The following is a 26,791-nucleotide window of genomic DNA, read 5'->3' on the forward strand; positions in this document are numbered from 1 at the left end:
GCAACTCATGGTCGACAATTTGTCCTCCGGCGTCTGGGGAGTGGTCGCCACACCGTTCCTCGGCCCGTCCCTGGAGGTCGACGGGACCAGCCTGTCCCGGCTGGTCAAGCACTACGAGGGGATCGGTGTCACCGGCCTCACCGTGCTCGGCGTCTTCGGCGAGGCCGCCCGGCTGTCCGCCGAGGAGCGCCGCACGGTGCTGGAGGTGGTCGCCGCATCCGTGGAACTGCCGCTCGTCGTCGGTGTCACCGGACTCGCCACGGCACCGGTGATCGAGGAGGCCCGGCTGGTACGCGAGGTGGTCGGGGACCGCCTCGCCGGGCTCATGGTTCAGGTCAACTCCCCGGACCCGCGCGTCGTCTCCGCGCACCTGAACGCCGTGCACGACGCCACCGGCGCCGGCATCGTCGTCCAGGACTACCCGGAGGCCAGCAAGGTCGCCATCCGTACGGCCGACCTGGTCCTCGCCGTACAGGCAGTCCCTTCGGCGGTCGGTGTGAAGGCCGAGGCCCCGCCGACCCCGGCGGCCGTCGCGGTCCTGACCGCCCGGACCGATGTGCCCGTCTTCGGCGGCCTCGGGGGGCTCGGTCTGCTGGACGAGCTGGCGGCCGGGGCCGCCGGCGCGATGACCGGTTTCTCCTGCCCGGAGGGCCTGGTCGCCTGCGTCGAAGCCTGGCGCAGCGGCGGTTACGACGCCGCCCGCGAGGCGTATCTGCCGTATCTGCCGCTGGTCAACTTCGAGGCCCAGGCGGGAATCGGACTGGCCGTCCGCAAGGAGGCGATCCGGCGTCGCGGGCTGGTCATGGAGTCCGGCGTGAGGCCGCCGGCCGCTGCCATGCCGGAGTCGCTCCTCCCGCAACTGGAGCGGCACCTGGAGCCCGTCCTGACCGCTCTGCAGAAGGGGGTGCGGTGATGGATCTCGGAATCCGTGGACGTACCGCTGTCGTCGCCGCCTCCACCGGTGGCCTGGGCCGCGCGGTGGCCGAGGCGCTCGCGGCCGAAGGGGCCGCTGTCGTCGTCGCCGGACGGCGCGGTGACCTGGCCGAGAAGATCGCCGCCGGGCTGCCCGAGGCCGTGGGCGTCCAGGCCGACCTCACCGCACCGGACGGGCCACGGCAACTGATCGAAGCCGCCCGCGCGGCGTACGGCGACCCCGACATCCTGGTGCTCAACGGCCCGGGCCCGAAACCCGGCCGCGCCGTCGACCTCGACGGCGCCGGCACGGACCTCGGATCGGCCGTGGACTCGCTCCTGCTCGCCCAACAACGTCTGGTGGCACAGGTGCTGCCCGGCATGCGGGAGCGCGGCTGGGGGCGGATCCTCGCTGTCGGCTCCAGCGGTGTCGCCGAGCCGCTGGCCGGCCTGGTGCTGTCCAACGCCGGCCGGGCCGCCCTCGCGGCCTACCTCAAGACCCTCGCGGCCGAGGTCGCCCGCGACGGAGTCACCGTCAACCTGCTGCTGCCGGGCCGGATCGCCACCGACCGGGTCGCGCAGCTCGACGCCGCGCGCGCCGAGCGGGAGCAGCGGCCGGTCGCCGACGTCACGGCCGACTCCCGGGCCGCCATCCCCGCCGGCCGGTACGGCACCCCGGAGGAGTTCGCGGCGGCAGCGGCCTTCTTCTGCAGCGCGCCCGCCTCATACGTCACCGGAACGGCACTGCGGTGCGACGGCGGCCTCGTCCGCAGCCTGTGACCGGCCGGAACCCACCCGATGAAGGACCACAAAATCATGAGCACTGTGCATCGGATCAGCAACCTGATCGGTGGCAAGGACTTCCCCGGTGACGGTTTCGCCCGTCGCAATCCCGCGGACCCGTCCGACCTGGTGTCCGTCTCACCGGCCTCGGGCGCGGATGCCGTGGACGCCGCGGTCACGGCGGCCTGCGATGCCCAGCCGGGCTGGGCGGCACTGCCCGCACCCGCGCGCGGCGCCATCCTGATGGACGCGGCGGAGATTCTGCGTGGCCGTCACGAGGAGATCGCCCGTGACCTGGTGCGGGAGGAAGGCAAGACGCTGGCCGAGGCGCGGGGCGAAGTCCGCCGGGCGATCGATGTGTTCCGCTTCTTCGGTTCCGAGGGCTGGCGGCTCGGCGGCCCGACGCTGCCCAGCTCGCAGCCCGACACTCTGGTGCACACCCGCCGTGAGGCGCTGGGCGTGGTCGGACTGATCACGCCGTGGAACTTCCCGATCGCCATCCCGGCATGGAAGACGGCGCCGGCACTGATCGCGGGCAACGCGGTGGTCCTCAAGCCCGCCGAGCTCACCCCGGTGTCGACCCGTCACCTCGCGGATGCGCTGGTGCAGGCGGGTCTGCCGGCCGGCGTGCTGAACGTGGTGCACGGCGCCGGACCGGTCGTCGGTGAAGCGCTGGTGACCGACCCCCGGGTGGCGGCGGTGTCGTTCACCGGGTCCACGACGGTGGGTATGCACATCGAGCGCACCGTCCACGAGCGACGCGGCCGGGTGCAGGTCGAGATGGGCGGCAAGAACGCCTTGGTGGTGCTCGACGACGCGGACGTCGAGCAGGCCGCACAGATCGCCGCGGCCGGCGGCTTCGCCCTCACCGGACAGGCCTGCACCGCGTCCTCCCGGGTCATCTGTACTCCGGGCGTGTACGAGGCCTTCGTCGCGGCGCTCACCAAGCAGGCGGAGCGCTACCGTCCGGGCAACGGTCTGGACGACGGCACGCTGATGGGTCCGGTGGTCAGCGAGCAACAGCTCGCCGGTATCGCGGCGGCGATCGAGCGAGCCCGCGACGAGGGAGGGACCGTCGCAGCCGGCGGTGACACCCCCCACGGTCTGATGCTGGCACCGACCGTGCTCACCGGTGTCGGCCGGGACAGCGCCGTCGCGCGTGACGAGATCTTCGGCCCTGTGGTGGTCGTGCTCGTCGCCGAGGATCTCGACGACGCGATCGAGCTGGTCAACGACTCCCGGTACGGGCTGGCCGCAGGCGTGTGCACCCGGAGCCTCGCCCACGCCCAGCGGTTCGCCGCGCGGGTCCGGGCCGGCGTGATCAAGGTCAACCGCCCGACGACCGGACTCGACCTGAACGTGCCCTTCGGAGGTGTAAAGGAGTCGTCCAGCAACACCTTCCGGGAGCAGGGAGCCGTGGCCACCGAGTTCTACTCCTGGTCCAAGTCCGTCTACATGGGCTGGGACGACTGAGCCACCGACGGGCCGTACGATCCCTCGGACCGCTGCGGTTGCGGAGCCCCTTCGGGCCCCGCAACCGCAGCGGTTCTGTCGTCGGCCGGAGCACCGAGGCCGTGGTGGCCTCGGTGCCGACCCGGTGCGGTGGCTACTCCCGGTCGCCCGCGCCGGCCTTGCGGCGGCGGACCGCCAGCCCGCCGACGACGCCGAGCACTGCCACCGCACCGACACCGGCGGCCACGGTCCCGGTGGACATGGAGGACTCGGCGCTCTTTGCGGCCGGCGCGGCCTTGGCGTAGTTCCAGAAGGTCAGCTGGGTGGGCATCACGCCTGCCGCATCGGCCTTGCCGGAGACCAGGCCCTTCACGGTGTCCGTACGGGCCGCGTACAGGCCGTTGTCGTAGTACAGGATCATGTCCTGGTTGTGCCGGTACAGGATGTCCTGCATCTGACCGACGATCCGAGCGCGCTCGGCCGGATCGAAGGCCTTGATCTGCTCCTGGAAGAGCCTGTCGTACTCCTTGTCGCAGTGGAACGCGTCGGTGGAGCCGCTGGTGCCGTCGTCCTGCGGGCGCGTGTCGCAGGTCTGGATGCCGAGCATGTAGCTCGGGTCGGGGCCGGTGCCCCAGCTGTCCATCAGCATGTCCCAGTCGCCCTTGGCGAGGTTGTCGTTCAGCTTGGTCATGCCGAACGGCTGGATGGTGACCTCGATGCCGATGTCCTTGAGCCAGCCCTTGACGTAGGACGAGATCTGCGCGTCGCCGGTGCTGTCGGAGTGGATACCCAGGCGCAGATTCAGTTTCTTGCCGGACTTCGGGGCCGTTCGTATGCCGTCCTTGCCCTTCTTGTAACCGGCCTCGTCGAGCAGCGCGTTGGCCTTGGCCGGGTCGAAGTGCGTCGCCTCACCGGGCTCGGGAGTCCACGCCCACTGGCTCCAGGCGGGCGGCAGGTAACCCACGCCAGGCGCGCCCAGGTTGTTGAGTACCTTCTTGACCAGCGTCTTCTTGTCCGTCGCGTAGGCGATGGCGGTGCGCACAGCCTGGTCGGCGAGCACGGGATTCGCCGTGCCGATCGCCTTCCCGTTACGGGTCTTCGCCCCCGCGTTGATCTCGATGGCGCTCCAGTGGTGGCCCGGCGTCTGGAAGGCCGTGACGCTCTTCTCGCTCTGCAGGGCCTTGAACTGGGTGGAGTTCATCTTCGTGACGTAGTCGAGCTGCCCGCTGCGCAGCGCGGCCACCGCGGCGTCGGTGGTCTTGTACTGCTGCTCGAGCAGGTGGTCGAACTTGGGGGCGCCGAGGAAGAAGTCCTTGTTCGCGTCGAGCTTGGCGTACTGCTCGGTCTTGTAGGTGACGAGCTTCCAGGGGCCGTAACCGACGAGCGGGAAGCTGTCGTTCTTGAAGCTCTTCAGGTCACCGGTGTGCTTCTCCCAGATGTGCTTGGGCACGATCGGGATGCTGCTGGGGGTGGAGACGTACAGCATGTTCGACTGGGGATCCTTGGTGGTGATCACCAGGGTGTTCGCGTCGGTGGCCTCGACCTTGGCGAAGTTTCGGACCAGCGAGCCGTTGGCGGTGGCGGCGGTCTCGTTCGTCATGATCAGGTTCAGCGTCCAGGCGGCGTCCTCGGCCGTGATCGGCCGGCCGTCGGACCACTCAGACCTTTGTGGATCTTGAAGGTCCAGCTGAGCTTGTCGGCGGAGGTGGTCCAGGAGTCGGCGAGGTAGGGCGCCGCGCTGCCGTCCGGGCGGAGCGAGTTGAGCGACGGGTAGACCTGGCCGAAGATGTCCAGGGCGCCGTCGAAGTACGCGAGGAAGGGGTTGAGGGTGTCCACTCCGGAGGTGTCCATCGTCACGCGGAGGGTGGTGCCGGCGCCGTCGGCCTGGGCGGCGGGCACGGGAAGCGCGAGGATCGGCAGGGCGAGAGCGGCGAGGGTGGCGGCGGCTCTGCGCGGGATGCGCACGTTCACAGGGGGCAACTCCCTTTGGCGGGGACGGGAATGCAGCGGAGGCGCATTGGCTGGTGTGCATCTTCGTAAGTGACATGCGTCAAAGTCCATAGCAACGGCAGAAATTTACGAAGATCCACTTATGGGGATCCACTTACGAAGATCCACTGGCGAAGGCGCGGCGGCCGGCCCCCATCGTGCGGAGCCGGCCGCCTGAGCTGAGTCGCGCTGAGCGTCAGCCGGTGAGGTGGTAGTAACCGAGCAGGTCGCTGTGCGAAGCGATGGTGTCGTCGCGCACGTACGAGGCCGTCTCCGGGGCGTTGACCATCATCGCCACCCCGTTCACGGTGCCGGTGTAGACCCCGACGTGGTGCACGGTCGCCGCCGAGCCGCCGAAGAACACCAGGTCACCAGGGATCGCGGTGGCAGCGGTGACCTTGGTGAAGCGCGGGTTGACCACCTGGTCCTTGGTGGTCTGGCCGATGTCGCCGGCCCCCGCCCGCCAGTACAGCCAGCGGGCGAATCCCGAGCAGTCCAGGCCCACCTCCTTGTCGGCCGGGCACGGTGTGATCGAGCCGCCGTAGCCGTCACAGATGCCGATCGACGGACCGAAGTCCTCCTCGTGGCCGCCGCCCCAGACGTACTGGATGTTCTGACCGGCGGCCTGCTCGCCGAAGTTGACGACCGCCGCGTAGCGGCCCGAGCCGAGGTCGGTCGGCTGCTGAGGCGCCGGGTCGCCGTACAGCTTCGCCTTGGTGGCGGGGTCCACCACACCGGTGGCCGGCAGCCCCACCGAGGACTGGTAGGTGCGTACCGCGCCGGTGGTTCCGGTGCCGAGTACATGGTCCACGGTCAGCGAGGCGCCATGGGCGTTGAGCTTGTTCTGCAGCTCGGTGACGCAGCCGTCGTTCTCGTTGGGCTCCAGGTCCACCGGGCAGCGCAGGGTGCGCAGGTCGATGGCGACCGTGGGGTCCTCGTAGTACAGCGCGGACTTGGTCGCCGGGCCCACCAGACCGTCCGAGGTGAGGCCCTTGGAGGTCTGGTACGCCTGGACCGCCGCAGTCGTCGCCGGGCCGAAGTCGCCGTCCACCGTCAGCGAGGCGCCGCCGAAGTTGAGCAGTGTCTGAAGCTCGGTCACACAGCCGCTCAGCTGGCCCTGCTTGACGGTGCTCGGGCAGTCGGAGGAGAGCAGATTGGTCCGTGCGGGAATGGTCGCGGCCGCCGCGGGCATCGCGGTGCTCAGCGCGAGCAGTCCCGCTGCCGCCGCGACCGCGAGACCGCGGCCGGCCCGGCGGAGGTCTCTGTATGCAGGCATGGTTCTCCCAGGAGTCTGAATCGCCATGGATCGGGGGTCACTTGCCGGCTTGCAGCGCGGACCAGGACAGATTGCCGACGATCCCGTCCGAGGTCAGGCCCTGGGCGGTCTGGTACGCCTTGACCGCGGTGGTGGTCGCCGGGCCGAAGTCGCCGTCGATGGAGAGCGTCTGACCGCGGGCCGCGATCAGCGCACGCTGCAGGCGCTTGACGTCGGTGCCGGTGGAGCCGGACTGGAGGGTCGGCCTGGTGCCCGCGGACAGCAGGGCGGTCCAGGTGTGCGAGTCGACGGTGCCGGTGACCGGCAGCGACTTGGCGCTCTGGAAGGACTGTACGGCGCTCGTGGTGCCCGAGCCGAAGGCTCCGTCCACGGTGCCGTTGAAGTACCCCTGGCGCGTCAGCAGGCACTGGGCGGCGCTGACCAGACCGCCGGAGGCGCCCGCGGAAATCGATCCGTACGCCGAGAAGTCGAGGCTCGCCGTGCAGGAACCGGCGAACGGTCCCTCGCCGACGTCCAGGTAGTCGCGGTCGATGTTGATGGTCACGCCGCCCCAGGTCTCGTCGGTGTCCCCGCTGAGCTGGTGGATGCGCTGGTGGTCGGCCCAGTACTCGTCGGGTACGTAGGGCGTGGCGTCGTTGTCGGCCTTGCCGTTCCAGCGGGCGAACCAGATGTGGTCCGGCATCGTGTAGGTGCCGGTGGTGTACTCCCCGGCCAGGTCGGCCATGGAAGTGGCGGAGGTGTAGACGCCGGAGAGGTAGCCGCTGGTGTGCAGTTCCTCGGTCCAGGCGCTGAGGAAGGTCATCACCGCGTTGCTGCATGCGGTGTTGGTCTGGTCGTACGCCTCCATGTCGTCGTAGAGCACACTGCCCTGCGGCAGCCCCAGCGCGGCAGCGGCGGCGACGGCTTCCTGCGCCTCGCTGTGACCCTGGCTCGCGGCGGTGGCGAGGGTGGATGACACCTTGTGGCTGAAGGAGTTGCACGGCGCCTGGAGTCCCACATGGATGGGGATGATGTGCCAGCCCGCCGAGGTCTGCGTCTGGATCCACGGCGCGGTCAGGTTCGGCTGGTCGCAGGCGGCGCTGATGCCGCTGATGTACACCCCGATGGCCCGGAACGGCGAGGCGGACCAGGCGGACATCTGCGCGCCGGACGGTGCGGCGCACGGATCGAAGCCGAGCCCCGTGTACGTGCCGGGCTGTGCAGCGACGGCGGACGCGGACATGGCCTCGGCCCGGCCCGCCGGGGCTGCGGACAGGGTCACCGCCTCGGCGTCGGCGTCCAGGTCGGCGCTGTCCAGAATGGTCTGCGCGGCGGTATCGTCCGTGCCCACCGAGGCGGTGACCAGCACTCCGGCTGCCGGCACAGCCTGGCGTATCCGCCCGGACGGGGTACCGCCGGTCCGCGGAGACGCGGCCCTGGCGGCGCCCTTGGGCGCGATGCGGGTGGAGCCGTCCACCGACTTCCGGCCGGTCGCGTCCAGGGGCTCGATCACCAGCGCTTCGGTGCGGCCGACCAGCCCGGCCGGACAGGTGGCCTGACCGGCGTCGGTGGCGTGGCCGAGGTAGACCGCGTGGTGATCGAAGCGCACACAGGTGTCCGGCTGCGCGGCCAGGTCGATGACCGGCCAACTGCTGGGCACACGTATGTGATAGCCCCGGTAGGAGACATCCTTGGCGCCGTCGGCGGCGTCGGCCGGTGCTGCGGCGGTGGCCAGGGCGGCGGTGCTCAGTGCGGCCAGCGCGGTGAGCACCGTGGTCGCGGCGCGCAGGCGTGCTCGTGGTGGTCCGGGCAGTCTCATGGCACTCCAGGTCGGCTTCTGGGATGGACAGGACATGCGCCTTTCACCCGGACCACGGGGTCGGCTCGCACCGCCGTGCGGCGCCGCCGTGGGCAAGGCAGGCGAAAGGTAGCGCGTCATTGAGTTGCACTGCACTACCTATTGCCGAAAATTTCTTACCAAGCTGGCGAAGCCGTGCGATCACCAACCATGCCTAGCGGTCCGGAAGTTCGAGCCGAAGCTCACGGAGCGCAGCTCCCGGGTGTGGCGGTTTCGGAAGTCCCCGCCCCGGGAATGACGGACTGCGCAGCGATGTTGCGATGTCCATGACCTTCTTTGTCGACGTGACGGTGCGCGGCTACGAGCTCGATACACAGGGACATCTGAACCAGGCCGTCTATCTCCAGTACGCCGAGCACGCCCGGTGGGAGCTGCTGCGAGCCGCCGGCCTGCCGCAGGAGAAACTGCTGGCCAGCGGCGTGGGTCCGGTCGCGCTCGAAGTGACGGTGAAGTTCCTGCGGGAGCTGCGCGGCGGCGAACAGGTGCGGGTGACCTGTCAGTTCGTCTACGGCAGCGGGAAGACCTTCGAGGTGATGCAGAAGATCATCAAGGAGGACGGCACGGTCGCGGCGGAGGTGACGGGCGTGGCGGGCATGCTCGACCTGGCCGCCCGCAGACTCATCGCCGATCCGGCCGGCCATCTCGCCTCTCTCGCCGGAAACCCGGACCTGCTCAGCGGCTGACCGCAGGGTGGCCCGGTTGTACGAGAGGCGGTGCGCATGGTGGCCCCGCCTCATGTGTGACGTCGGCGGAGCGCCCGCTCTCGTTCAAGGGGCGAAGGATCTGTTCAGCCGGTCCCGTGCCCGTGGTGCGATGCGCGGCAAAGTACGATGAGTCTCGTACCATGGGGGTTCCGGACGAAGCGACGACAGGAGCCGACGTGATCGCGACCAGCGCCACCGCCGCGAGTGGCACCGCCACCCCGGGCACCGGTGCCCGCGTGCTGGCCCACCCGGCACGTGAGGAGATCCGCATCGAGGCGGTGCTCCACGCGCTCTCCGACCCGATGCGGCTGCGGGTGGTCCGCGAGCTGGCCGCCGCCGAGGGCGAGCTCACCTGCTCCCGTATCGAACTGCCGGTGTCCAAGTCCACGACCACGCACCACTTCCGGGTGCTGCGGGAGAGCGGCATCATCAGCCAGACCTACCGGGGCACCGCCAAGATGAACGGGCTGCGCCGCGCCGACCTGGACGCACTCTTCCCCGGACTGCTCGACAGCGTTCTCGCCGCCGCGACCCGGCAGGCGGACCGGCTGGGCGAAGGCTGACAGCGCGCGGGTCCGTCCACGGTCCTCGATTCAGTGCCGGTCGCTGTGTGCGGCCTCCAGCAGTCCCGCCCAGTCGGGGATCTTCACGGGCCCACGGCCGAGCGACCGCCCCAGTGCCGCTTCCGCCCGCTCGATCGACTGCCAGCCGTCCCACTCCACCGGCCGCAGTCCCCACGCCCGCATCGCGGCCACCGGATCGGGGGCCGCCGGCCGCCCCTCGAGCAGTGGCGCGTCGTCCAGCAGCGACTCGACCGTCTCCTTCGCGCACGACCGGTTCGAGCCGATCACTCCGGTCGGCCCCCGCTTGATCCACCCCGCGACGTACTCGCCGGGCGACGGAACCCCGTCGCGCAGCACCCGCCCCGCGAGATGGGGCACGGTGCCGCGGGCCGGATCGAACGGCAGACCGGGCAGCGGCAGCCCGCGGTAGCCGACGGCCCGCAGCACGAGCTGGGCGTCGATCTCCTCGTAGGTACCGGTGTCCTGTATGCCCCCGCCGCCGTCCGGTGCGGTACGCGCGAACCGCACCCCGGCGACCCGCCCGTCCCGTTCGAGGAGCTCGACCGGGCGCAGGAAGAACCGCAGGTGGATCGTGCGCACCGGGTCAGGCCCGGCGGCAGGGACATCGGCCTCCGCCCACCCGCGCAGCACCTCGATATTGCGCCGCGCCACCGCCGGCAGCGGCACCGGTGAATCCGTCGGCGCCCCGGCGGAGGCGTAGGCCGGATCGCGGGCCAGCTCCGCGCTGTCCACCACGACCCGCGCTCCCGGCAGCCCGCCCAGCTCGCGCAGCTCCTTGGTGGTGAACCTGGCCTGGGACGGTCCGCGCCTGCCCGCCATGTGCACCTCGCGCACCTGGCTGCCGGCCAGCGCACCGAGCGCCGGGTGCGGGACATCGGTGGGCCGCAGCTCCTCGGCGCTGCGCGCGAGGATCCGCGCCACGTCGACCGCCACGTTGCCGACCCCGATCACCACGACCGAACGGGCCTGCAGAGCAAAGTTGCCGGCTGCCGAATCGGGGTGCGCGCTGTACCAGGAGACGAACTCGGTCGCCGAGTGGCTGCCGGGCAGATCCTCGCCGGGAACGCCGAGACCGCGGTCGGTCGCCGCCCCGACGCAGTAGACCACCGCATGGTAGAGCTCGCCCAGCCGATCGGGCGGCAGTGCCTCCCCGCCCACCTGGACGTTGCCGAGAAAGGTGATCCGCTCGTGCTCCAGGACGGTCCTCAGACTGTTCTGCAGCGACTTGATCTTCTCGTGGTCGGGGGCGACGCCGTAACGCACGAGGCCGTACGGGCAGGGCAGCCGGTCCAGCACGTCCACCCGGACACCGGGCACCCGGGACTGCTGGACCAGACACTGCGCGGTATAGACCCCGCTGGGCCCGGAGCCGACGACGGCGACACGGAGCACGGTGCACCTCTTCCCGGAGTGTGCCTCCAGCATCGCACCGGTCGGCGGGGCAGGGGAGAGACGCGGCCGCGCGGCGCGTCAGGTCAGTGCGCGCATCCGGTCGATCTCGACCGTCTGCTGGGCGACGACGTCGCCCGCCATCTCCTCGACCAGAACGTTGTTCCCCTCCGCGAGGGCCTCGGTCGCCATCGTGATCGCTCCCTGGTGGTGGGTGATCATGAGCTTCAGGAAGAGTTCGTCGAAGGCCTTGCCCTCGGCCGCGCGCAACTGCTTCAGCTGCGCCTGCGACGCCATGCCGGGCATCCCGGCATGGTCGTGGCCACCCGCACGCTTCTCGCCGCCATTGTGTTTGAGCCATCCTTCCATGGCACCGATCTCCGGCTTCTGGGCGGCGGAGATGCGCTCGGCGAGCCGCTTGACCGGGATGGACGAGGAACGGGACGGCACCAGCGCCGTCAACTCCAGGGCCTGGGCGTGGTGCTGGATCATCAGCTGTACGTAGCGGAAGTCCGCCGAGTTGGGGGTGTCGTCGACGGTGGCCTTCGCCGCTTCCTCGGCGGACAGCGTCTGCGCAGGCTCGCCGGGCTTGCCCGGTGCCACGACCGAAGGGCCCCCGCCTGCCCGTGATTTCGCGTCATGGTCTCCGCCGCCCGCATCGCACGCGCCGAGTGAGAGCGTGGCGGCCGCGACGACGGCGACGACCAGGGATCTGCGCATCTGCTCCACCTGACGGTATATCAACAAGGTTGTCTCCATCGGTATATGGGGTGGTTGCAAATCGTTCGGCGCACTTGCGCGATCTCAGGTGGCGGGAACTTTCATTACGTTCCTGTTGCCATCTGTTGGGATACCCATGGGAAGGACGATACTGCCGGGGTCAGTCAACCGTTCAACCACGCATTGGTACAGGGGAGGACGCAGTGACTTCGTTGCACACCACCCGAGTGCGGCGCAGACGTCTGGGTGTGGCGGCAGCCGCCGCCGGGCTCTTCGCCACTCTGCTGATGGCCGGACCAGCGGCCGCGACACCCGACCCCGGTGATCACCCAGCCACCGGTGCCGGTCTCTCCGCGAGCCAGGAAGCTGTGGCCGCGGCCGCCATCCAGGACGGCGAGATACCCGGCGTGGACGAGATCGTCCACAGCGACAACATCACCCCGCTGGCGAACATCCCGAAGGACGCGCTCAAGGGCCTCAACACGGACCTGGCGTTCCAGGGGAAGTACGCCTTCGCCGGGAACTACGACGGCTTCCGGATCTTCGACATCAGTAACCCGAAGTCCCCGAAGACCGTCGCCCAGGTCCTCTGCCCCGGATCACAGAACGACGTCTCGGTCTCCGGGAACCTGCTGTTCCTGTCCACCGACTCCTCGCGCAGCGACAACTCGTGCGCCAGCACCACCCAGCCCGCCACGGAGAAGTCCTCCTGGGAGGGCATGAAGATCTTCGACATCAGTGACAAGCGCAACCCGAAGTACGTCGCCGCCGTCGAGACCGCGTGCGGCTCGCACACCCACACGCTGGTTCCGGAGCGCAGCAGCGTGTACGTGTACGTGTCCTCGTACTCGCCGAGCGAGACGTTCCCCGACTGCCAGCCGCCGCACGACGGGATCTCCGTCATCAAGGTGCCGCGCAAGTCGCCCGAGAAGGCCGCGATCGTGAACTTCCCGGTGCTCTTCCCGGACGGCGGTAACCCGGGTGCGCCCACCAACCCGGGAGTCTCCAAGACGACCGGCTGCCACGACATCACGGTGCTGCCTTCGAAGGACCTGGCCGCCGGCGCCTGCATGGGCGACGGCCTGCTGTTCTCCATCAAGGATCCGGAGAACCCGAAGATCATCGACCGGGTCCAGGACAACGTGAACTTCGCGTTCTGGCACTCGGCGACGTTCAACCAGAAGGCGGACAAGGTCGTCTTCACCGATGAGCTCGGCGGCGGTGGCGCCGCCACCTGCAACGAGGAGATCGGGCCGAAGCGCGGCGCCGACGGCATCTACGACATCGTCGGCAGGGGAGACCACCGCAAGCTGGTCTTCCGCAGCTACTTCAAGATCGACCGCCCGCAGGCCGCCACCGAGGTCTGTGTCGCCCACAACGGTTCGATCATCCCGGTCAAGGGCCGCGACCTGATGGTCCAGGCCTGGTACCAGGGTGGAGTCTCGGTATGGGACTTCACCGACTCCTCGGCGCCGAAGGAGATCGCCTACTTCGAGCGCGGGCCCGTCAGTCTGGACGCCGTCACCACGGCCGGCCCCTGGTCGGCGTACTACTACAACGGCTACATCTACTCCAACGACATCGCCAAGGGCTTCGACGTGCTGAAGCTCGACGACCGGCGGACCGACCCCGCGAAGCGGGTTCGGATGCCGGAGCTCAACGTGCAGACGCAGCCGGACTACTTCGACCACTGACCCGGCGCGCAGGCATTGCCGGACCGCATGCTCACGCCGAGTGCCGCCGGGCGGATTCCCGCCCGGCGGCACTCGGCCGCCAACTGTGGTGCGACGCCTCGTTGACCGGCGTCCGGCGCGGGCGCATGCTGTACCTCTGCGTTGACCGGTTCATGCCGTCCGCCATCAGTGCGGCCCCCGGCCGGTGCCCGGCGGACCCGGTCGACCGGGGTGGCTGCCTGATTCCGGCGACGCAGGGGATCGCCGGAATCGGCTGTTCCTTACGCGGCTTCGTACCTGTGGGCCCGCCCGCCGCGCCACTCGACCCATTCGGGGCTGTCGAGGATGTGCTCGGGGTCGTCGAGCCCCGCACCTTCCAGGAAGACGATCACATCGTGATCGGAATGGGCCAGCCCCAGGATCTGGAACCGCCCGTCACGCTGCACGGTGACGCGGCGCCCGCCGGAGGGAGATGGGCCGAAAATCACGATCGGGGGAGAATTCATGCCTCCAGGGTGCGACGCGCCGAGGGCGGCTGCACAGTGAATGGCCCAGTCGGTCGGGTCGTCAGGCGGCAGACCTCGCACTCCCGCCGGTCACCGCGGCCCACTCCACCAGCAGTCGCTGGTACTCCTGCTCGTCGTCCGGTGAAAGACATCCGCCGGAGCGCTGCCACAGGTCACGAATCTCTTCATTCACCACTGCGGCGGAACGCATGGAATTGGAGGAGTGCGGAGAACGGGACATGCCTACAGGCTAAGGCCCCGATGTGACAATCCGACCCATTGGGCGTCAGGGACATCTCTCACATGTCTCCGTGTCCGGATCATGGAACCAACCCGAGCTCCCGCAGTCCGTCCGGCCGTTGCTCCACAGGCAGATGGTCCACGAAGCGCACCTCGCACCCCAGTGCCGCCGCTCCACCGTCCGCGTGTCGGCTGTCGCCGACCATCACCACATGCGTGGGATTCTGTCCGACAAGCGTGCAGGCGATGTGAAAAATCTGTGGGTCCGGCTTCTGGATCCCGTGCTCGTACGACAGGACGTAGGCGTCGACAAGGGCGTCCAGACCGTGGGCGCGGAAGACCGGTCGAAGGTCCCAGCCGATGTTGCTGACCACGCCGATCCGGACCCCGCTCGAGTGCAGCGCCCCCAGCACCTCGGCCGCATCCCGGTACGGGCGCCACGCCGCCGGTGACTTGTGCCGGTCGTACAGCGCGTCGTACAGCCCGGGATCCGGCAGGCGGACCTGGCGGGCCAGCCCGGTGTACGCCGCCCGGTGCCGTTCCGCGCTCTCGTCACGGGTGGCCCACACCTCGGCCAACCGGTCGGGCACGCGTTCCGGGTCCGGGCCGCCCGGCAGCGCCCCGGCAGTCGTCAGCCCCTCCACGTACCGGTCGAAGTCCTCGTCGGCCACGGTCGCCCCCCGCTCGGCGAGGACCGCGCCCAGCCAGGACCGGACCGATTCGACACGGAAGAGGGTCCCGGAGAAATCGAAGAGCGCGCCCTTGAAGACCATGGGACCGATACTTGCCGCTTCAGGGACGACGCGGCAAGCCCGCCCCGCCCGTGCCGTCCCGCCCACGGTCCTCGTACCGTGCGAACGCGGCGATCGAGAAGGCGACCACCGCCGCCCCGAGCAGCCAGCCGCCGAGCACATCGGTCAGCCAGTGGACCCCCAGGTAGAGCCGGGTCAACCCCACCCCGATCCCCGAAACCCACGCCACCGTGAGAGCCGCCCACCACACCCGCCGCCCCGCGCCGTGCCGGCGCAGCAGCCATAGCAACAGGCCGCAGCTCACCACGGCCGTCATGGCGTGTCCGGACGGGAACGCCGCGTAATGGGCGGAGTCCACCGGGTCCGGCCACCGAGGCCGCTCCCTGCCCACGGCAGCCTTCAGCCCCTGCTGCAGCAGGGTGGCGAGCAGGCTCGTCGCCGCCACCCATCCCGCGAGCAGCCGGGCGCCGCGGCACCACAGCCCCACCACGGCGACGGCGATCAGGGCACGCATCGTCCAGGGATCCCACACCCAGTCCGTCAGGATCCGGTTGGCGTGGACGAGTCCGGGCTCCGTCACCGCCCGCCGGTGCAGCTCGTCGGCGACCGTACGGTCCAGCGACATCAGCGGGGACCAGCCCACGGTGACCAGGATCGACAGCACCAGGGCGAGGGATCCGCAGACGACGGCCGTCCCGAGGGCCGGTACGGCGGCGGGCGGGCGGTCCGGCGGGGAAAGCGGTGGTGAGGGGGAACGCATGGGGCGATCTTCGCGGACGGATCGCCGCACCGGCTATCCCAGCGCGCGGAGTCCCGGCACGAAGGCCACCAGGAGCGGCACCACCGGCACCAGGGCGGCCGCCGCGGTCAGCCGCAACCGGCGTCCGGCGGTCAGCCGCTCCACCGGGGACAGCAGCCGGTTCACCCGCAGCGGCAGTTGCGCGTCCGGCGTCGGGGACGGGCCGAACACGCCCCGGTCCTCGTTCAGTTCGACCAGCGCCAGAGCGATCGTCAGCCGTCCGTAGCGCCGCGACGCAACGTCGTCGGCGGCCAGTTCGACCAGCCGGTGCATCTCGTCGCGGAACGCGGCGAACACCGGGACCTGCGGGAACCCCGTCGCAAGCGCCGCGGAACAGTGCAGCAGCCAGTCGTGCCGTGCCCGGGCGTGCCCCTGCTCATGAGCGAGCACCGCATCCAGCTGGCGGCCTTTCAGCCGGCCAAGTGCCGCGGTGGTGATGACCAGTTGGGGTGCAGCCCCCGGCAGCCACCAGGCGTCCGGACGTTCGCCCTCCAGCACCACGAGCGGACCGCTGCCGGCCTCCTCGCCGGGCATCAACGGGGAACGGACCAGCAGTTCGGCCCGGCGCCGCCTGCGCCGCAGCCGTGCCCGGCGGATCTCCCGGGTCAGCATCGCACCGCTCCAGACGCCGCCGAGCGCCAGCAGTACGGCGATGACGGCGGACCACGGCCCGTACGCGGCCAGTGCGTATGCCTCCACCACGGCACGGGGTGCGGGCGCGAACACCTGCCCACGTACCGCCTGCCAGGCGGCGGCCGCGCTGAAGGTCATGGAGAGCCCGAAGGACAGCAGCACCCCTGCCACCACGCACTGCCACACCCACAGCGCCACGACGGGCTCGCGCTCCGGCCATTCGGCCCGCGCCATCAGCCGCGGGGTCACGACGGCGGCCAGTGCACCGAGCAGCAGCAGCGCAAGCGAGACCAACATGGCGTCAGCCTATGAGCGCCGCACTACCCACGGGTATGGCTGCGCTCGGCAAGTGACGTACGCCACGGATCGCCGGGCCTCCTGTCTCACAACGTGAGCAGCATCGCGAACATGGCGATCCCCATGGTCAGCCTGCAGGCCAGCGCGAGCTCGGGCCGTGCGCCCCAGGTGCCCCCGGTCGGCCCGCCGCCCGCGCCGACCATGGCGGCGACCGGTATCAGCCGCGCCCCGGACCGCAGCACATAGGCGGCGTAGTAGACCAGCAGCAGCCCGGTCAGCAGCGGCAGTCCCCCGGCGACCTGTGCCATCTGATGCCCGCCGTGCCCGGTGGCCCCCCCGTGCGCCGCCGCGCCACTGCCGGGCGCCGCCATCACCACCGCCATGTAGACCATCGCCAGCGAGCCCACCAGATGGTGCAGATGGTGACCCTTGTGCCGGGCGAACCACAGGGCGCGTAACGCGGCCCCGCCGAACAGCACCACGTACACCGCCCATCCCCACGTGGGCGGCGTGACCACCGCGGCGGGCACCGCCATGGCCGCCATGCCGAAGCCCATCAGGGCCTCCGCGCGCGCCGTTCTGCGCTCCTCCTGCGTCCCGCCGCGCATCCGCAGCAGGCAGTACGCGCCCGTCACCCCGCACAACGCCATCAGCAGCCAACTGGACATCGCCGGTCCGTGCACAGTGCACCTCCCCAGGACGTACGACGTCGGTGTCGACTAGTCGATGCCCCGGCCGGGCAGGTCGTACGCGGCGCACGGATGTACGCGGGGAGCGCGTGGCAGGAACTCGCCGTAAGGAAACACCACTTCCGCGCCGTCGAGGGATCAGGGCCGGAAGCGCAACGGGTGGTCCGCGGGCACCTCGACGACCGCGATCCGGACCCCGTCGGGATCGGAGATCCACATCTCCACGAGCCCCCACGGCTCGCGCACCGGTGGCCGCTCCACGTCGATGCCGCGGGCCGACACTTCCTCGTACGCCGCCTGGACGTCCGCGACCTGGACCCACAGCCGCAGCGCGGGCGAGGGCGGCGTCGCGGAGCGCCCGGAGACCTCGAGGAAGCCACCGCCGAGAAAGTAGACCGTGCCCCGCTCGGGACCGGTGCCGAACTCCCGGTACACCGGGAGCCCGAGGACCTCTCCGTAGAACACCCGTGACCGCTCGGGATCCGTCGGGCTCAACAGGACCCTGCTGCTCAGCACATGCACCATGGGCCAGACCCTAAGGGCTGTCCCGTGATCCCCGGCGGACGCGCGACGACAGCCGCGGGACCTCGCCGCGTCGTCGGAACGCCCGAGTACGCCCGGTACGAGGACGCCCCTCCGCCTTGATGCACAGCATCCGACGCCGCACGCTGATCCACCAGGGATCACGGGACATCCCTTGGGCACAGAGCTCCGGGTTACGCTGCTGCGGCACGGCCCAGCAGAGAAACGGAGAGCCTCACCATGGACACCGCCCCGCCCCGTGACTCGGGACAGCTGACCTTCCGCGACGCGACAGACGCCGATGTGCCCGCACTCGTGACGCTGATCGAGTCGGCGTACCGGGGGGACTCCAGCCGGGCCGGGTGGACCACCGAGGCGGACATCCTGGACGGGCAGCGGACGGACCCGGACGGGGTCCGTCAGGTCGTCGACACCCCCGGCAGCCGGCTGCTCGTGGTGGAACGGGACGGCGAGCCGATCGCCTGCTGTCAGCTGGAACACCGCGGTGAGGCCGCCTACTTCGGGATGTTCGCGGTCCGCCCCGAGCTGCAGGGCGGCGGCCTCGGCAAGATCATCATCGCCGAGGCCGAGCGCACCGTCCGGGAGAGCTGGGGCGCGACCGAGATGCACATGACCGTGATCTCGGTGCGCGAGGAGCTGATCGCGTGGTACGAACGCCGCGGCTATCGCCGTACGGGAAAGCTGACCCCCTTCCCGTACGGCGACGAACGCTTCGGCATCCCGCAGCGTGACGATCTCGCCTTCGAACTGCTGATCAAGGATCTGAAGGACGTCTAGCAGTACCCGGTACGACTGGCCGCACGCGGTGGACAAGGACGACCGGCAGTGCCACGAACCGCGACTACGCCGTGAAGCGGCCGGCGCGGCGGATCTCCGGGAAGTCGGTGGTCCCGCCGTCCAGCCCCAGGCCGCGAGCCAGGCGCAGATGATCCTGGGTGTTCACCACCCAGCCGATGACCTTCAGACCTTCGGCGTGCGCCTGCTCGACGACCTCCAGGGTGAGGCGGCGGATGTTCAGCACGAGCGTCGCCGCGCCCACCGCCTTGGCCCGGTCCACCACATCGCTCTTCCAGCGGCTGGCGACGAGCGCGGTCCGCACCCCCGGCACGAGTTGGGCGATCTCGGCGACCGCCTCGTCGTGGAACGACAGCACCTCGACCCGGTCGACGAGATCGCGCCGCAGCATCACTTCGGCCAGTGCCCGGGCGGCCGCCACATCCTTGATCTCCGCCTGCACGGGGGAGCGCACGGCGTCGAGCACCTCCTCGAAGACGGGCACCCGCTCGCCCTGCCCGGCATCGAGTTCACGCAGCTCGGCGAGGGTCTTCTCGGCGATCAGGCCCGTGCCGTCGGTCGTACGGTCCACCTCCGCGTCGTGCATGACGGCGAGCGCGCCGTCCTTGCTGAGATGAAGGTCCAGCTCGATGGCGTCCATTCCGGCCCGTTCGGCGTGGACGAACGACCGCAGAGTGTTCTCCGGCTCGACACCCATCACCCCGCGGTGACCGATGGTGAGAAAAGTCAAGGCAATCTCGCTTCCGTCGACGGCGGCTCCCCGCGTGCTGCTCCTACCCACGCGGCAGTACGGCACTACAGCCTTGCGGCAATTCGGCATTCGGCAGCCTAGCGACCCGGCGCGAGGAGGTGGGCGGCCCCGCGCGGGGGAGTGGCGCCGTGACTCTGGATCTCGGCGGCGCCGAGCAGGAACCCCGTGATGACGGCTGCGACCAGGACGGCACGGATGCTCACGCGGAATCTCTTCCGTTGGGTGGGTGATGCGACAGGGGGCGGTACGGCAGGCGGCGGGGGTGGAATGCAGTCCGTCCTACCGCCGGCGGCAGGTGTGCCGCGAGCCGTGTCACTCGTGCGTGGGCGCGCCGTGCGCGGTCCGAACGAACAGGCGTGTGAGGCGGAGGCGCCACACCTCTCGTCCGGCCGACGGAAGCCGTCGCGGGAGTGGGGTACGACAGGAAAAATAGCGGTGACCATGGGGGGTCGGCAGGATAATTTTCTGGGGCCCACTTGTCTCGAGGAACCGCACACGGATACGGTTGCTTAACGCGAGGTTCTCCCGTGGAGGAAGTGTGATGACGGAAATTCTTGTGCACGATGCCGCCGCCGGCGCGATAACTGCTGCCCAGCGGGTGGTTGAGCAGCCGGCCTGGCCTGCGCTCAAGAATGCCGTGGAGGAGATCCGCCCCTGGCAGTCGAAGGACGGCTCGATCGACTTCGACGCCGACGGCGCGCCTTCCCTCGCCACCGTCCGGGCGACGCTGGACCGGGTGATCGCCGCGATCGAGGAGCTTGCCCCGCTGCTCCCGCACGACGCCGCGTACCACCGCGCCCTTGTCATGGACCTGCGTCGCTGGGCGGACGACGGCTTCGGCGTGCCGGACTTCCTGGACTCGCTGCTCGCCTTCCAGCCTGCCAGGAACCGCGCCGACGGCCTGCAGCACCTGGTCGTCTTCGCGATGTACACGCAGAACGGCAACCCGGACCGCAACCTCGAAGCGGTCGTGCTGCGGATGGTCTGGCCGGAGTGGCTCGCCGAGCTCGAAGCCACTCGTTATGACAACCCGCTGTTCTGCGGCATCACCTTCGAGGACTTCACCTCCGGCTACGACACCAACTCCGCGGTGCTCTTCCCGGAGACGATCGCCGTGCGCGAGGCGCCCGAGCGCTTCAGCTGGGGCGGCATCTTCTGTGACCGCGAGGCCGCTCGCTTCCGTCGCGTCACCGAGGCCTCCGTCGAACTGCTCGGGGTCGAGCTGCCCGAGGACATCCGTGACATGGTCGGCGACCAGCAGCGCTGCGAGCAGGCTTTCGTGCTCTGGGACATGGTCCACGACCGCACCCACAGCCACGGCGACCTGCCGTTCGACCCGTTCATGATCAAGCAGCGTCAGCCGTTCTGGATGTACGGCCTGGAGGAGCTGCGCTGTGACCTCACCGCCTTCAAGGAGGCCGTGAAGCTGCAGGCCGACGGCTTCCCGCAGGGCCGCGATGTGCAGTACGCCGTGCTGTTCGACCGGATGTTCCGCTTCCCGGTCACCGGTGAGCGCGTCCGCAACTACGACGGTCTCGGCGGCCAGCTGCTCTTCGCGTACCTCCACAAGCACGATGTGATCCGCTGGACCGACAACACCCTGAAGATCGACTGGGACCGCGCCCCGCAGGTCACCAACCAGCTCTGCGGCGAGATCGAGAAGCTCTACCGCGACGGCATCGACCGCCCGAAGCTGGTCCACTGGTTCGCCGCGTACGACCTGGTCGCGACCTACCTCGCCCCGCACCCCGGCTCCCGCTGGGCCAAGGGTCCGGACGCCCTGGACCTGACGCAGCCGCCGCGCAAGCTCGTGGACGACGTGCTTCCGGACGAGTTTCCCCTGAGCATGTTCTATGAGGCGCTCTCCAAGAAGCTGAAGCATGTGATCGCCTCCACCAAGGGGATCACCGCCGCGCACGCCGAGCAGGCAGCCGCGTGAGCGCCCGTACCGAGGAGGCGATGGCCATGAACGCAAACGGCACGGGCAACGGCAACGGCGTGCTCGAAGGCGCTGTCATCGCGGTCGCAGGAGCCGCAGGACCGGCCGGCCGCGCGACGCTGCTCAGGCTCGCGGACGCCGGTGCGATCGTGGTCGCCTCGGACGCGGACCCCACCCGGCTGGCCGAGGCCGTCGACGCCGCGCGGTACGCCCACGGTGGCGCCACCGTCACCGGCGACACCGTCGATCTGCTCGACCTCGCCGCCACCCGCGAATGGGCGGCCAAGACCGAGAAGGAATTCGGCCGGATCGACGGCCTGGTCCACCTCGTCGGCGGCTGGCGCGGCAGCGCCACCTTCGCCGAGACCGACCTCGCCGACTGGGATCTGCTGGAGAAGCTGCTGATCCGTACCGTGCAGCACACCTCGCTGGCATTCCACGACGGCCTGCTGCGCAGCGACCGCGGCCGTTTCCTGCTGATCAGCGCGGCCGGGGCGAGCCACCCCACCGCGGGCAACGCCGCCTACGCCGCGTCGAAGGCTGCGGCCGAGGCCTGGACCCTCGCGCTCGCCGACGCCTTCCGTAAGGCGGGGGGCGACGCAGGGCCGAAGACGGCGGCTGCGATCCTGATCGTCAAGGCACTGGTGCACGACGCGATGCGCGCCGAGCGCCCGAATGCGAAGTTCGCGGGTTTCACCGACGTCAAGGAGCTGGCCGATGCCATCGCCGGCGTGTGGGAACGGCCCGCCCCGGAAGTGAACGGAAAGCGTCTGTGGCTGACCCCGCAACCATAAGGACCGACGCGCGACGTCACCACGATCCGCAGGTGCGCGGTTTCGCCAGTGACAACTACGCGGGTGCCCACCCGGAAGTTCTCGCGGCCATCGCCCTGGCCAACGGCGGTCACCAGATCTCCTACGGCGAGGACGACTACACCGAACACCTCCAGCGGGTCATGCACAGCCACTTCGGCTCTACCGCAGAGGCGTTCCCGGTCTTCAACGGCACGGGCGCGAATGTCGTCTCCCTCCAGGCGATGACCGACCGCTGGGGCGCGGTGATCTGCGCCGAGTCCGCGCACATCAACGTGGACGAGGGTGGTGCGCCGGAGCGTGTCGGGGGCCTGAAGCTGCTGACCGTGCCGACGCCGGACGGCAAGCTCACCCCAGAGCTCATCGACCGGCAGGCGTACGGCTGGGACGATGAGCACCGGGCCATGCCTCAGGTCGTGTCCATCACGCAGAACACCGAACTCGGGACGGTCTACACGCCCGACGAGATCCGTGCCATCTGCGAGCACTCCCACGAGCGGGGCATGAAGGTCCATCTCGACGGGGCGCGGATAGCCAACGCCGCGGCGTCGCTGGACGTACCGATGCGCACGTTCACCAACGCGGTCGGGGTCGATGTCCTCTCCTTCGGCGGCACCAAGAACGGGGCGCTGTTCGGTGAGGCCGTCGTCGTCCTCAACCCGGACGCCGTACGGGCGATGAAGCACCTGCGCAAGCTGTCCATGCAGCTCGCCTCGAAGATGCGCTTCGTGTCGGTGCAGCTGGAGGCGCTGCTTGCCCGGGACCTGTGGCTCCGCAACGCCCGCCACGCCAACGCCATGGCCCAGCGGCTCGCCGAGGGCGTCCGTGCGGTCGACGGCGTGGAGATCCTCCACCCGGTGCAGGCCAACGCCGTCTTCGCACGGCTGCCCCACGAGGTGAGCGAACGGCTCCAGAAGCGCTTCCGCTTCTACTTCTGGGACGAAGCCGCCGGTGATGTGCGCTGGATGTGCGCCTTCGACACCACGGAGGACGACGTCGACGCCTTCGTTCTCGCGCTGAAGGAAGAGATGGCCAAGTAGCGCGATTCGTCGTATGAGTATGCGGCCGACCGGAAATTGATTGCCTTCCGGTCGGCCGCATCCGTATGCTCTGCGCGCATGGAGCTGACACAGCAAGTCCCCGAGCTATCAGCCTATCTCGCTGCTGACGAGACCATCGATCATCGGCATCCGCTTGTGAGGGAGACCGCAAATCGTCTCCGTGCGGAGACTATCGATGCATACTCATACGCGGTCGCGGCCTATGAGTATGTACGCGACACCATTGAGCACTCCGTCGACTCGGGTGATCTGAGGGTCACCTGGCGGGCCTCCGACGTCCTGGCCGCCCGCAATGGCATCTGTCACTCCAAGTCCCACGCCCTGGCCGCCCTGCTGCGCGCTGCAGGTATCCCGGCCGCGCTCTGCTACCAGGGCTTCGCCGACGACGACGGGAATCCGGGCGTGCTGCACGGCCTGATCGCCGTGCGCCTGCCGGGGCGGGACCGGTGGGACCGTCAGGACCCGCGCGGCAACAAGCCCGGTATCGACGCGCAGTTCTCGCTCGACGAGGAGCGCTTGGCCTGGGCGATCGGACCGCAGTCCAATGGAATGGACTATCCAGTACTCTATGTAGCACCACACCCGGCAGTTCTGCGCGCCATGCAGAGTGCCGAGGACCGCACGCAGCTCTGGCGCACTCTCCCGACCGCGCTCTGAACCGTTTCGAGGCAAGGCAGCCGATGACTCCGACGCTCACCGTTTCCGACGACGTACGCATGCTCGCACCCGGCTTCACCTACCTCGCCGTCGAGGCGCGCGGTCTGGTCAACGGGGAGAGCAACGAAGACAGTTCGGCCCTGCTCGACGATGCCACCCGACGGCTCGTCGCGCGGCTCGATGGCAGGGCGCCGCACGAGGACCCGCATGTCGCCGCCTGGCGGGACACCTACACCGCCTTCGGCGCCAAGCCGTCCCGTACCCGCAACTCCGCCGAGGCTCTCGCCAGGCGGGCCCTCACGGACGCCGGTCTGCCGCGCATCAACCTGCTGGTCGACCTCTACAACGCGATCAGCGTCGCCCATCTGATCCCGGTGGGTGGCGAGGACACCGACCGCATCAAGGGCGCCATGCGGCTGGTGCGCTCCACCGGCCAGGAGCCGTTCCGCACCGTCGCGGGTGGCGAGGAGGCCGTGGAGCACCCCGAGCCCGGCGAAGTCGTCTGGTGCGACGACGAGGGCGTCACCTGCAGGCGGTGGAACTGGCGGCAGGGCGTACGCACCCGGCTCACGGAGGAGTCGGTCAATGCCTTGTTCCTGCTGGAGAGCCTCGCCCCCATGACGATCGGCGAGCTCGAAGCCGCAGGCACCGAACTCGCCGAGTCGCTGGAGAAGCTCAGCCCGGGAGCGCGGATCACCGTCCGCACCCCGGAGTGACGTTTCAGCCGTGGCCGTGACCCGGCCGGGTCAGCTCGTCTCGCGCACCTCGGCGGCCGTCGGAGCCGTGCCGCCCAGATGCGTGGGAACCCACCAGGTGTCGCTCGCGTCCCTCGGCCGCACCGGATACGCGCGCTGAGCGGCTTCGAGGAGCTCCTGCACCCGCTCGCGCAGCCGCCGGGTGATCGCACCCGCGTACTGGTCGGTGGGGGCTTCGACCGGCTCGCCGACCCGGATCGTCACCGGGATGTGGCTGCGCCTGAAGTTGCGCGGCCGGCCCTTGGTCCAGATCCGCTGGGTTCCCCACAGCGCCATCGGGATCAGCGGTACGCCGGCCTCCTGGGCCAGTCGTGCGGCGCCCGACTTGAAGCTCTTCAGGGTGAACGACTGGGAGATGGTCGCCTCGGGGAAGACGCCGATGATCTCGCCGGACCGAAGCGAGGCGAGTGCGTGCGCATACGCGTCCTCGCCCTGCTTCCGGTCGACCGGGATGTGCTTCATGCCGCGCATCAGCGGCCCGGAGACCTTGTGCCGGAAGACCGAGTCCTTCGCCATGAAGCGGACCAGCCGCTTCTGCGGCAGAGCGGTGAGGCCGGAGAAGATGAAGTCGAGATAGCTGATGTGGTTGCTGACCAGTACGGCACCGCCGGTCTTCGGGATGTGCTCCGAACCCTGAGTGTCGATCTTCAGGTCCAACGCCTTGAACATGGTGCGAGCGGCGCCGATGACCGGCCGATAGACGAGTTCTGCCATCTGGGGAAGACCCTTCTTCTGCGCCTGAGGAGGGTTCTCCCGGCGGAAGTTACGCAGCCGTAGGTTTTCGGCATTGCGCCGATCGTGCCCCATGTGCGTCGCGCTGGCCAGTCTCCGCGGGCACGGGGCGCGAGATTCTCGTCACGTGGAACGGCCGGGAATGCCTCCGCGTCCCGTGGTGCTGACCCTTTGCGAAGAGCTCTGACAGGAGGCCGAAGGTGGACGGGCAGAAGCATGCGAGCAGGCTGGACGCCGCCCAACTCGGCGCGGAATTGGGGGAGCGGGCCACCCTTGTGCAGTTCTCCAGCGCGTTCTGCCAGCCCTGCCGGGCCACCCGCCGCACGCTCGACGAGGTGGCGCGAATGGTCGACGGCGTCGCCCACGTCGAGATCGACGCCGAGGCGCATCTCACTCTCGTGCGCGAGCTCGACATCAGCCGTACCCCGACGGTGCTGGTGCTCGACGCGGCCGGCCGGATCGTCCGGCGGGCGGTCGGGCAGCCACGCACCGTGGATGTCGTCGCGGCACTGGGACGCGCGATGTGACGGACCGTGATGCATCTCCCACATTGCGGAACCTACTTGACTGCACCCACCACGCATCGTCAGTCTGACGCTATGCCGCCGGAACTCCTTCTCCACAGCCGGGCCCACGTGGACCTGGCCCGCAACGCGAGTGCGCGCTGTCCGGGTGCCTGAGCACCCACGGCCCCGTACGCCTCCCTCGCAGAAGGACATCTCCATGACGGCTTCGCCCGAGCTCGGCAGCGCCCGCACGGCATCCCCCGACCTCCTCCGCTCCGTCTTCCGGCAGCACGCCGCCGGTGTCGCCGTGATCACCGCCGCCGGTGACCGGCCGGTCGGCTTCACCGCCACCTCCCTGAACTCCGTCGCCGCCGAGCCGCCGCTGATCTCCTTCGGTGTGGGGACCTCGTCGTCCAGTTGGCCGGTCGTGTCGGAGGCCGAGCACGTCGGCGTACACATACTCGGCGAGCACCAGCGGGAACTGGCCGCCACATTCGCGCGCAGCGGCGCCGACCGGTTCGGCCCGTCCACCGATTGGCGCAACGGACCGGAAGGAGTGCCGTTGCTCCACGGAGTGCTGGCGTGGCTGGTCTGCCGCGTGGTGGCACGCATCCCGGCGGGCGACCACCGGATCGTGATCGCGGAGGCGGTCGTCGGCGATCCGGCCGGCGCCGGCCGTCCGCTCCTCTACCATCAGGGGCGTTTCACGGCGCTGCGGGACTGAGAGATCCCAGGCGGCGCACGGGCGCCGAGGGTCGGCTAGGTCACAGTCAAAGCGCTTGCTCATGGGTGCCGCACTGGGTGTACTGACGAGTAATATTACGGTCGGAGCGTCGGTCGCCCCGACCGGAATCCGCCCCATCAGGCGCCTATGCTGCGTGCATCAAGGCAGCCCAGAAATGACGATGCAGTAGGAGAGCCGGCGTGAGCTTGAGGATCGTTGTCTGTGTGAAGTACGTGCCCGACGCCACCGGTGACCGGCATTTCGCTGATGACCTGACGCTG

Annotated in this window: 30 protein-coding genes and 1 pseudogene; 15 read left to right on the forward strand and 16 right to left on the reverse strand. The window is 69.7% G+C overall.

Going from position 1 to position 26,791, the window contains the following annotated elements; all coding sequences use genetic code 11:
- The first annotated feature begins 7 nt into the window (after positions 1–7).
- Genes ACFYP5_RS30870 through ACFYP5_RS30880 form a run of 3 tightly spaced genes read left to right on the forward strand, consistent with a single transcriptional unit; the run spans position 8 to position 3,168 of the window.
- Complete coding sequence (locus ACFYP5_RS30870) at positions 8–913, forward strand: dihydrodipicolinate synthase family protein (RefSeq protein ID WP_389042063.1); 906 nt, start codon at positions 8–10, stop codon at positions 911–913.
- Positions 913–1,692: an SDR family oxidoreductase gene (locus ACFYP5_RS30875; protein ID WP_389042064.1), complete on the forward strand. Its 780-nt coding sequence runs from the start codon at positions 913–915 to the stop codon at positions 1,690–1,692. The genes ACFYP5_RS30870 and ACFYP5_RS30875 overlap by 1 nt, the downstream gene beginning before the upstream one ends.
- A gap of 36 nt (positions 1,693–1,728) precedes the next feature.
- A complete protein-coding gene (locus ACFYP5_RS30880; RefSeq protein WP_389042065.1) occupies positions 1,729–3,168 on the forward strand; it encodes an aldehyde dehydrogenase family protein in 1,440 nt (479 codons plus the stop codon).
- A gap of 133 nt (positions 3,169–3,301) precedes the next feature.
- Here the strand turns inward: ACFYP5_RS30880 and ACFYP5_RS30885 are convergent, their stop codons facing one another.
- The 4 genes from ACFYP5_RS30885 to ACFYP5_RS30900 form a co-directional block, all read right to left on the reverse strand.
- Positions 3,302–4,747, reverse strand: a complete 1,446-nt coding sequence (locus ACFYP5_RS30885; protein ID WP_389042066.1) for an ABC transporter substrate-binding protein — start codon at positions 4,745–4,747, stop codon at positions 3,302–3,304.
- An 8-nt stretch (positions 4,748–4,755) separates the two neighbouring features.
- Complete coding sequence (locus tag ACFYP5_RS30890) at positions 4,756–5,118, reverse strand: hypothetical protein (RefSeq protein WP_389042067.1); 363 nt, start codon at positions 5,116–5,118, stop codon at positions 4,756–4,758.
- 214 nt (positions 5,119–5,332) lie between these two features.
- Positions 5,333–6,412, reverse strand: coding sequence for a peptidoglycan-binding protein (locus ACFYP5_RS30895; protein ID WP_389042068.1), 1,080 nt, complete (start codon positions 6,410–6,412; stop codon positions 5,333–5,335).
- Positions 6,413–6,449: 37 nt separating this feature from the next.
- Positions 6,450–8,210: a glycoside hydrolase domain-containing protein gene (locus ACFYP5_RS30900; RefSeq protein WP_389042069.1), complete on the reverse strand. Its 1,761-nt coding sequence runs from the start codon at positions 8,208–8,210 to the stop codon at positions 6,450–6,452.
- 305 nt (positions 8,211–8,515) lie between these two features.
- On the opposite strand from ACFYP5_RS30900, the gene ACFYP5_RS30905 reads away from it, so the two are divergent.
- Together ACFYP5_RS30905 and ACFYP5_RS30910 are read left to right on the forward strand one after the other, a co-directional pair.
- The gene (locus ACFYP5_RS30905; protein WP_389042091.1) at positions 8,516–8,932 is read left to right on the forward strand and encodes an acyl-CoA thioesterase; all 417 of its coding nucleotides are present in this window, start codon (positions 8,516–8,518) and stop codon (positions 8,930–8,932) included.
- A 197-nt stretch (positions 8,933–9,129) separates the two neighbouring features.
- Positions 9,130–9,516: an ArsR/SmtB family transcription factor gene (locus tag ACFYP5_RS30910; RefSeq protein WP_389042070.1), complete on the forward strand. Its 387-nt coding sequence runs from the start codon at positions 9,130–9,132 to the stop codon at positions 9,514–9,516.
- Between the two features lie 30 nt (positions 9,517–9,546).
- Here the strand turns inward: ACFYP5_RS30910 and ACFYP5_RS30915 are convergent, their stop codons facing one another.
- Positions 9,547–10,929, reverse strand: a complete 1,383-nt coding sequence (locus ACFYP5_RS30915; protein ID WP_389042071.1) for an FAD-dependent oxidoreductase — start codon at positions 10,927–10,929, stop codon at positions 9,547–9,549.
- A 78-nt stretch (positions 10,930–11,007) separates the two neighbouring features.
- Entirely contained in the window at positions 11,008–11,646 is a 639-nt protein-coding gene (locus ACFYP5_RS30920) for a DUF305 domain-containing protein (protein WP_389042092.1), read from the reverse strand.
- Positions 11,647–11,849: 203 nt separating this feature from the next.
- Here ACFYP5_RS30920 and ACFYP5_RS30925 point away from each other — a divergent pair, with 203 nt between their 5' ends.
- Positions 11,850–13,340 (forward strand): LVIVD repeat-containing protein, encoded by a 1,491-nt coding sequence (locus ACFYP5_RS30925; RefSeq protein WP_389042072.1) that lies wholly within the window; start codon positions 11,850–11,852, stop codon positions 13,338–13,340.
- A 260-nt stretch (positions 13,341–13,600) separates the two neighbouring features.
- Here the strand turns inward: ACFYP5_RS30925 and ACFYP5_RS30930 are convergent, their stop codons facing one another.
- The 7 genes from ACFYP5_RS30930 to ACFYP5_RS30960 form a co-directional block, all read right to left on the reverse strand.
- Positions 13,601–13,825 carry a hypothetical protein gene (locus ACFYP5_RS30930; protein ID WP_389042073.1) on the reverse strand — a complete coding sequence of 75 codons (225 nt, stop codon included), beginning with the start codon at positions 13,823–13,825 and terminating at the stop codon, positions 13,601–13,603.
- A gap of 61 nt (positions 13,826–13,886) precedes the next feature.
- Complete coding sequence (locus ACFYP5_RS30935) at positions 13,887–14,066, reverse strand: hypothetical protein (protein WP_078852872.1); 180 nt, start codon at positions 14,064–14,066, stop codon at positions 13,887–13,889.
- A gap of 79 nt (positions 14,067–14,145) precedes the next feature.
- Positions 14,146–14,838: an HAD family hydrolase gene (locus ACFYP5_RS30940; protein WP_389042074.1), complete on the reverse strand. Its 693-nt coding sequence runs from the start codon at positions 14,836–14,838 to the stop codon at positions 14,146–14,148.
- 19 nt (positions 14,839–14,857) lie between these two features.
- A complete protein-coding gene (locus ACFYP5_RS30945; protein WP_389042075.1) occupies positions 14,858–15,577 on the reverse strand; it encodes a phosphatase PAP2 family protein in 720 nt (239 codons plus the stop codon).
- Between the two features lie 33 nt (positions 15,578–15,610).
- On the reverse strand, positions 15,611–16,546 hold the full coding sequence (locus tag ACFYP5_RS30950) for a M56 family metallopeptidase (RefSeq protein ID WP_389042076.1): 936 nt from the start codon (positions 16,544–16,546) through the stop codon (positions 15,611–15,613).
- 86 nt (positions 16,547–16,632) lie between these two features.
- On the reverse strand, positions 16,633–17,229 hold the full coding sequence (locus tag ACFYP5_RS30955; RefSeq protein ID WP_389042077.1) for a DUF5134 domain-containing protein: 597 nt from the start codon (positions 17,227–17,229) through the stop codon (positions 16,633–16,635).
- Between the two features lie 144 nt (positions 17,230–17,373).
- Complete coding sequence (locus ACFYP5_RS30960) at positions 17,374–17,760, reverse strand: VOC family protein (protein WP_389042078.1); 387 nt, start codon at positions 17,758–17,760, stop codon at positions 17,374–17,376.
- 237 nt (positions 17,761–17,997) lie between these two features.
- Here ACFYP5_RS30960 and ACFYP5_RS30965 point away from each other — a divergent pair, with 237 nt between their 5' ends.
- Positions 17,998–18,555, forward strand: coding sequence for a GNAT family N-acetyltransferase (locus ACFYP5_RS30965; protein ID WP_389042079.1), 558 nt, complete (start codon positions 17,998–18,000; stop codon positions 18,553–18,555).
- Positions 18,556–18,619: 64 nt separating this feature from the next.
- Here the strand turns inward: ACFYP5_RS30965 and ACFYP5_RS30970 are convergent, their stop codons facing one another.
- Positions 18,620–19,303 carry a glycerophosphodiester phosphodiesterase gene (locus ACFYP5_RS30970; protein ID WP_389042080.1) on the reverse strand — a complete coding sequence of 228 codons (684 nt, stop codon included), beginning with the start codon at positions 19,301–19,303 and terminating at the stop codon, positions 18,620–18,622.
- 98 nt (positions 19,304–19,401) lie between these two features.
- Entirely contained in the window at positions 19,402–19,527 is a 126-nt protein-coding gene (locus ACFYP5_RS30975) for a hypothetical protein (RefSeq protein WP_389042081.1), read from the reverse strand.
- Positions 19,528–19,865: 338 nt separating this feature from the next.
- On the opposite strand from ACFYP5_RS30975, the gene ACFYP5_RS30980 reads away from it, so the two are divergent.
- The 5 genes from ACFYP5_RS30980 (at position 19,866) to ACFYP5_RS31000 (ending at position 24,509) form a co-directional block, all read left to right on the forward strand.
- Positions 19,866–21,263, forward strand: a complete 1,398-nt coding sequence (locus tag ACFYP5_RS30980) for a DUF6421 family protein (RefSeq protein WP_389042082.1) — start codon at positions 19,866–19,868, stop codon at positions 21,261–21,263.
- 26 nt (positions 21,264–21,289) lie between these two features.
- Positions 21,290–22,057, forward strand: a complete 768-nt coding sequence (locus tag ACFYP5_RS30985; RefSeq protein WP_389042093.1) for an SDR family NAD(P)-dependent oxidoreductase — start codon at positions 21,290–21,292, stop codon at positions 22,055–22,057.
- Positions 22,054–23,115 (forward strand): threonine aldolase family protein, encoded by a 1,062-nt coding sequence (locus ACFYP5_RS30990; RefSeq protein ID WP_389042094.1) that lies wholly within the window; start codon positions 22,054–22,056, stop codon positions 23,113–23,115. Before ACFYP5_RS30985 ends, ACFYP5_RS30990 begins: the two co-directional genes overlap by 4 nt.
- 78 nt (positions 23,116–23,193) lie before the next feature.
- On the forward strand, positions 23,194–23,793 hold the full coding sequence (locus ACFYP5_RS30995) for a transglutaminase family protein (protein WP_389042083.1): 600 nt from the start codon (positions 23,194–23,196) through the stop codon (positions 23,791–23,793).
- Positions 23,794–23,816: 23 nt separating this feature from the next.
- A complete protein-coding gene (locus ACFYP5_RS31000) occupies positions 23,817–24,509 on the forward strand; it encodes a B3/4 domain-containing protein (RefSeq protein ID WP_389042084.1) in 693 nt (230 codons plus the stop codon).
- Positions 24,510–24,539: 30 nt separating this feature from the next.
- On the opposite strand, the gene ACFYP5_RS31005 is transcribed toward ACFYP5_RS31000, so the two are convergent.
- The gene (locus ACFYP5_RS31005; RefSeq protein ID WP_389042085.1) at positions 24,540–25,262 is read right to left on the reverse strand and encodes a lysophospholipid acyltransferase family protein; all 723 of its coding nucleotides are present in this window, start codon (positions 25,260–25,262) and stop codon (positions 24,540–24,542) included.
- A 218-nt stretch (positions 25,263–25,480) separates the two neighbouring features.
- Between ACFYP5_RS31005 and ACFYP5_RS31010 the strand changes: the two genes are divergently transcribed.
- From ACFYP5_RS31010 to ACFYP5_RS31020, 3 genes and pseudogenes are all read left to right on the forward strand, one after another.
- On the forward strand, positions 25,481–25,807 hold the full coding sequence (locus tag ACFYP5_RS31010) for a TlpA family protein disulfide reductase (protein ID WP_389042086.1): 327 nt from the start codon (positions 25,481–25,483) through the stop codon (positions 25,805–25,807).
- Between the two features lie 196 nt (positions 25,808–26,003).
- A complete protein-coding gene (locus ACFYP5_RS31015) occupies positions 26,004–26,510 on the forward strand; it encodes a flavin reductase family protein (protein ID WP_389042087.1) in 507 nt (168 codons plus the stop codon).
- Positions 26,511–26,710: 200 nt separating this feature from the next.
- Positions 26,711–26,791: pseudogene (locus ACFYP5_RS31020) on the forward strand (electron transfer flavoprotein subunit beta); the annotation flags it as partial.

The organism is Streptomyces sp. NPDC005262 (assembly GCF_042872425.1).
GTDB lineage: Bacteria > Actinomycetota > Actinomycetes > Streptomycetales > Streptomycetaceae > Streptomyces.

What these genes read in the sequence shown, in the direction of transcription:
- ACFYP5_RS30870 (WP_389042063.1), top strand. Translation starts at nt 8, where the DNA reads ATGGTCGACAATTTGTCCTCCGGCGTCTGGGGAGTGGTCGCCACACCG.
- ACFYP5_RS30875 (WP_389042064.1), top strand. Translation starts at nt 913, where the DNA reads ATGGATCTCGGAATCCGTGGACGTACCGCTGTCGTCGCCGCCTCCACC.
- ACFYP5_RS30880 (WP_389042065.1), top strand. Translation starts at nt 1,729, where the DNA reads ATGAGCACTGTGCATCGGATCAGCAACCTGATCGGTGGCAAGGACTTC.
- ACFYP5_RS30885 (WP_389042066.1), bottom strand. Translation starts at nt 4,747, where the DNA reads ATGACGAACGAGACCGCCGCCACCGCCAACGGCTCGCTGGTCCGAAAC.
- ACFYP5_RS30895 (WP_389042068.1), bottom strand. Translation starts at nt 6,412, where the DNA reads ATGCCTGCATACAGAGACCTCCGCCGGGCCGGCCGCGGTCTCGCGGTC.
- ACFYP5_RS30900 (WP_389042069.1), bottom strand. Translation starts at nt 8,210, where the DNA reads ATGAGACTGCCCGGACCACCACGAGCACGCCTGCGCGCCGCGACCACG.
- ACFYP5_RS30905 (WP_389042091.1), top strand. Translation starts at nt 8,516, where the DNA reads ATGACCTTCTTTGTCGACGTGACGGTGCGCGGCTACGAGCTCGATACA.
- ACFYP5_RS30920 (WP_389042092.1), bottom strand. Translation starts at nt 11,646, where the DNA reads ATGCGCAGATCCCTGGTCGTCGCCGTCGTCGCGGCCGCCACGCTCTCA.
- ACFYP5_RS30930 (WP_389042073.1), bottom strand. Translation starts at nt 13,825, where the DNA reads ATGAATTCTCCCCCGATCGTGATTTTCGGCCCATCTCCCTCCGGCGGG.
- ACFYP5_RS30935 (WP_078852872.1), bottom strand. Translation starts at nt 14,066, where the DNA reads ATGTCCCGTTCTCCGCACTCCTCCAATTCCATGCGTTCCGCCGCAGTG.
- ACFYP5_RS30940 (WP_389042074.1), bottom strand. Translation starts at nt 14,838, where the DNA reads ATGGTCTTCAAGGGCGCGCTCTTCGATTTCTCCGGGACCCTCTTCCGT.
- ACFYP5_RS30945 (WP_389042075.1), bottom strand. Translation starts at nt 15,577, where the DNA reads ATGCGTTCCCCCTCACCACCGCTTTCCCCGCCGGACCGCCCGCCCGCC.
- ACFYP5_RS30950 (WP_389042076.1), bottom strand. Translation starts at nt 16,546, where the DNA reads ATGTTGGTCTCGCTTGCGCTGCTGCTGCTCGGTGCACTGGCCGCCGTC.
- ACFYP5_RS30960 (WP_389042078.1), bottom strand. Translation starts at nt 17,760, where the DNA reads ATGGTGCATGTGCTGAGCAGCAGGGTCCTGTTGAGCCCGACGGATCCC.
- ACFYP5_RS30965 (WP_389042079.1), top strand. Translation starts at nt 17,998, where the DNA reads ATGGACACCGCCCCGCCCCGTGACTCGGGACAGCTGACCTTCCGCGAC.
- ACFYP5_RS30980 (WP_389042082.1), top strand. Translation starts at nt 19,866, where the DNA reads ATGACGGAAATTCTTGTGCACGATGCCGCCGCCGGCGCGATAACTGCT.
- ACFYP5_RS30985 (WP_389042093.1), top strand. Translation starts at nt 21,290, where the DNA reads ATGAACGCAAACGGCACGGGCAACGGCAACGGCGTGCTCGAAGGCGCT.
- ACFYP5_RS30995 (WP_389042083.1), top strand. Translation starts at nt 23,194, where the DNA reads ATGGAGCTGACACAGCAAGTCCCCGAGCTATCAGCCTATCTCGCTGCT.
- ACFYP5_RS31000 (WP_389042084.1), top strand. Translation starts at nt 23,817, where the DNA reads ATGACTCCGACGCTCACCGTTTCCGACGACGTACGCATGCTCGCACCC.
- ACFYP5_RS31005 (WP_389042085.1), bottom strand. Translation starts at nt 25,262, where the DNA reads ATGGCAGAACTCGTCTATCGGCCGGTCATCGGCGCCGCTCGCACCATG.
- ACFYP5_RS31015 (WP_389042087.1), top strand. Translation starts at nt 26,004, where the DNA reads ATGACGGCTTCGCCCGAGCTCGGCAGCGCCCGCACGGCATCCCCCGAC.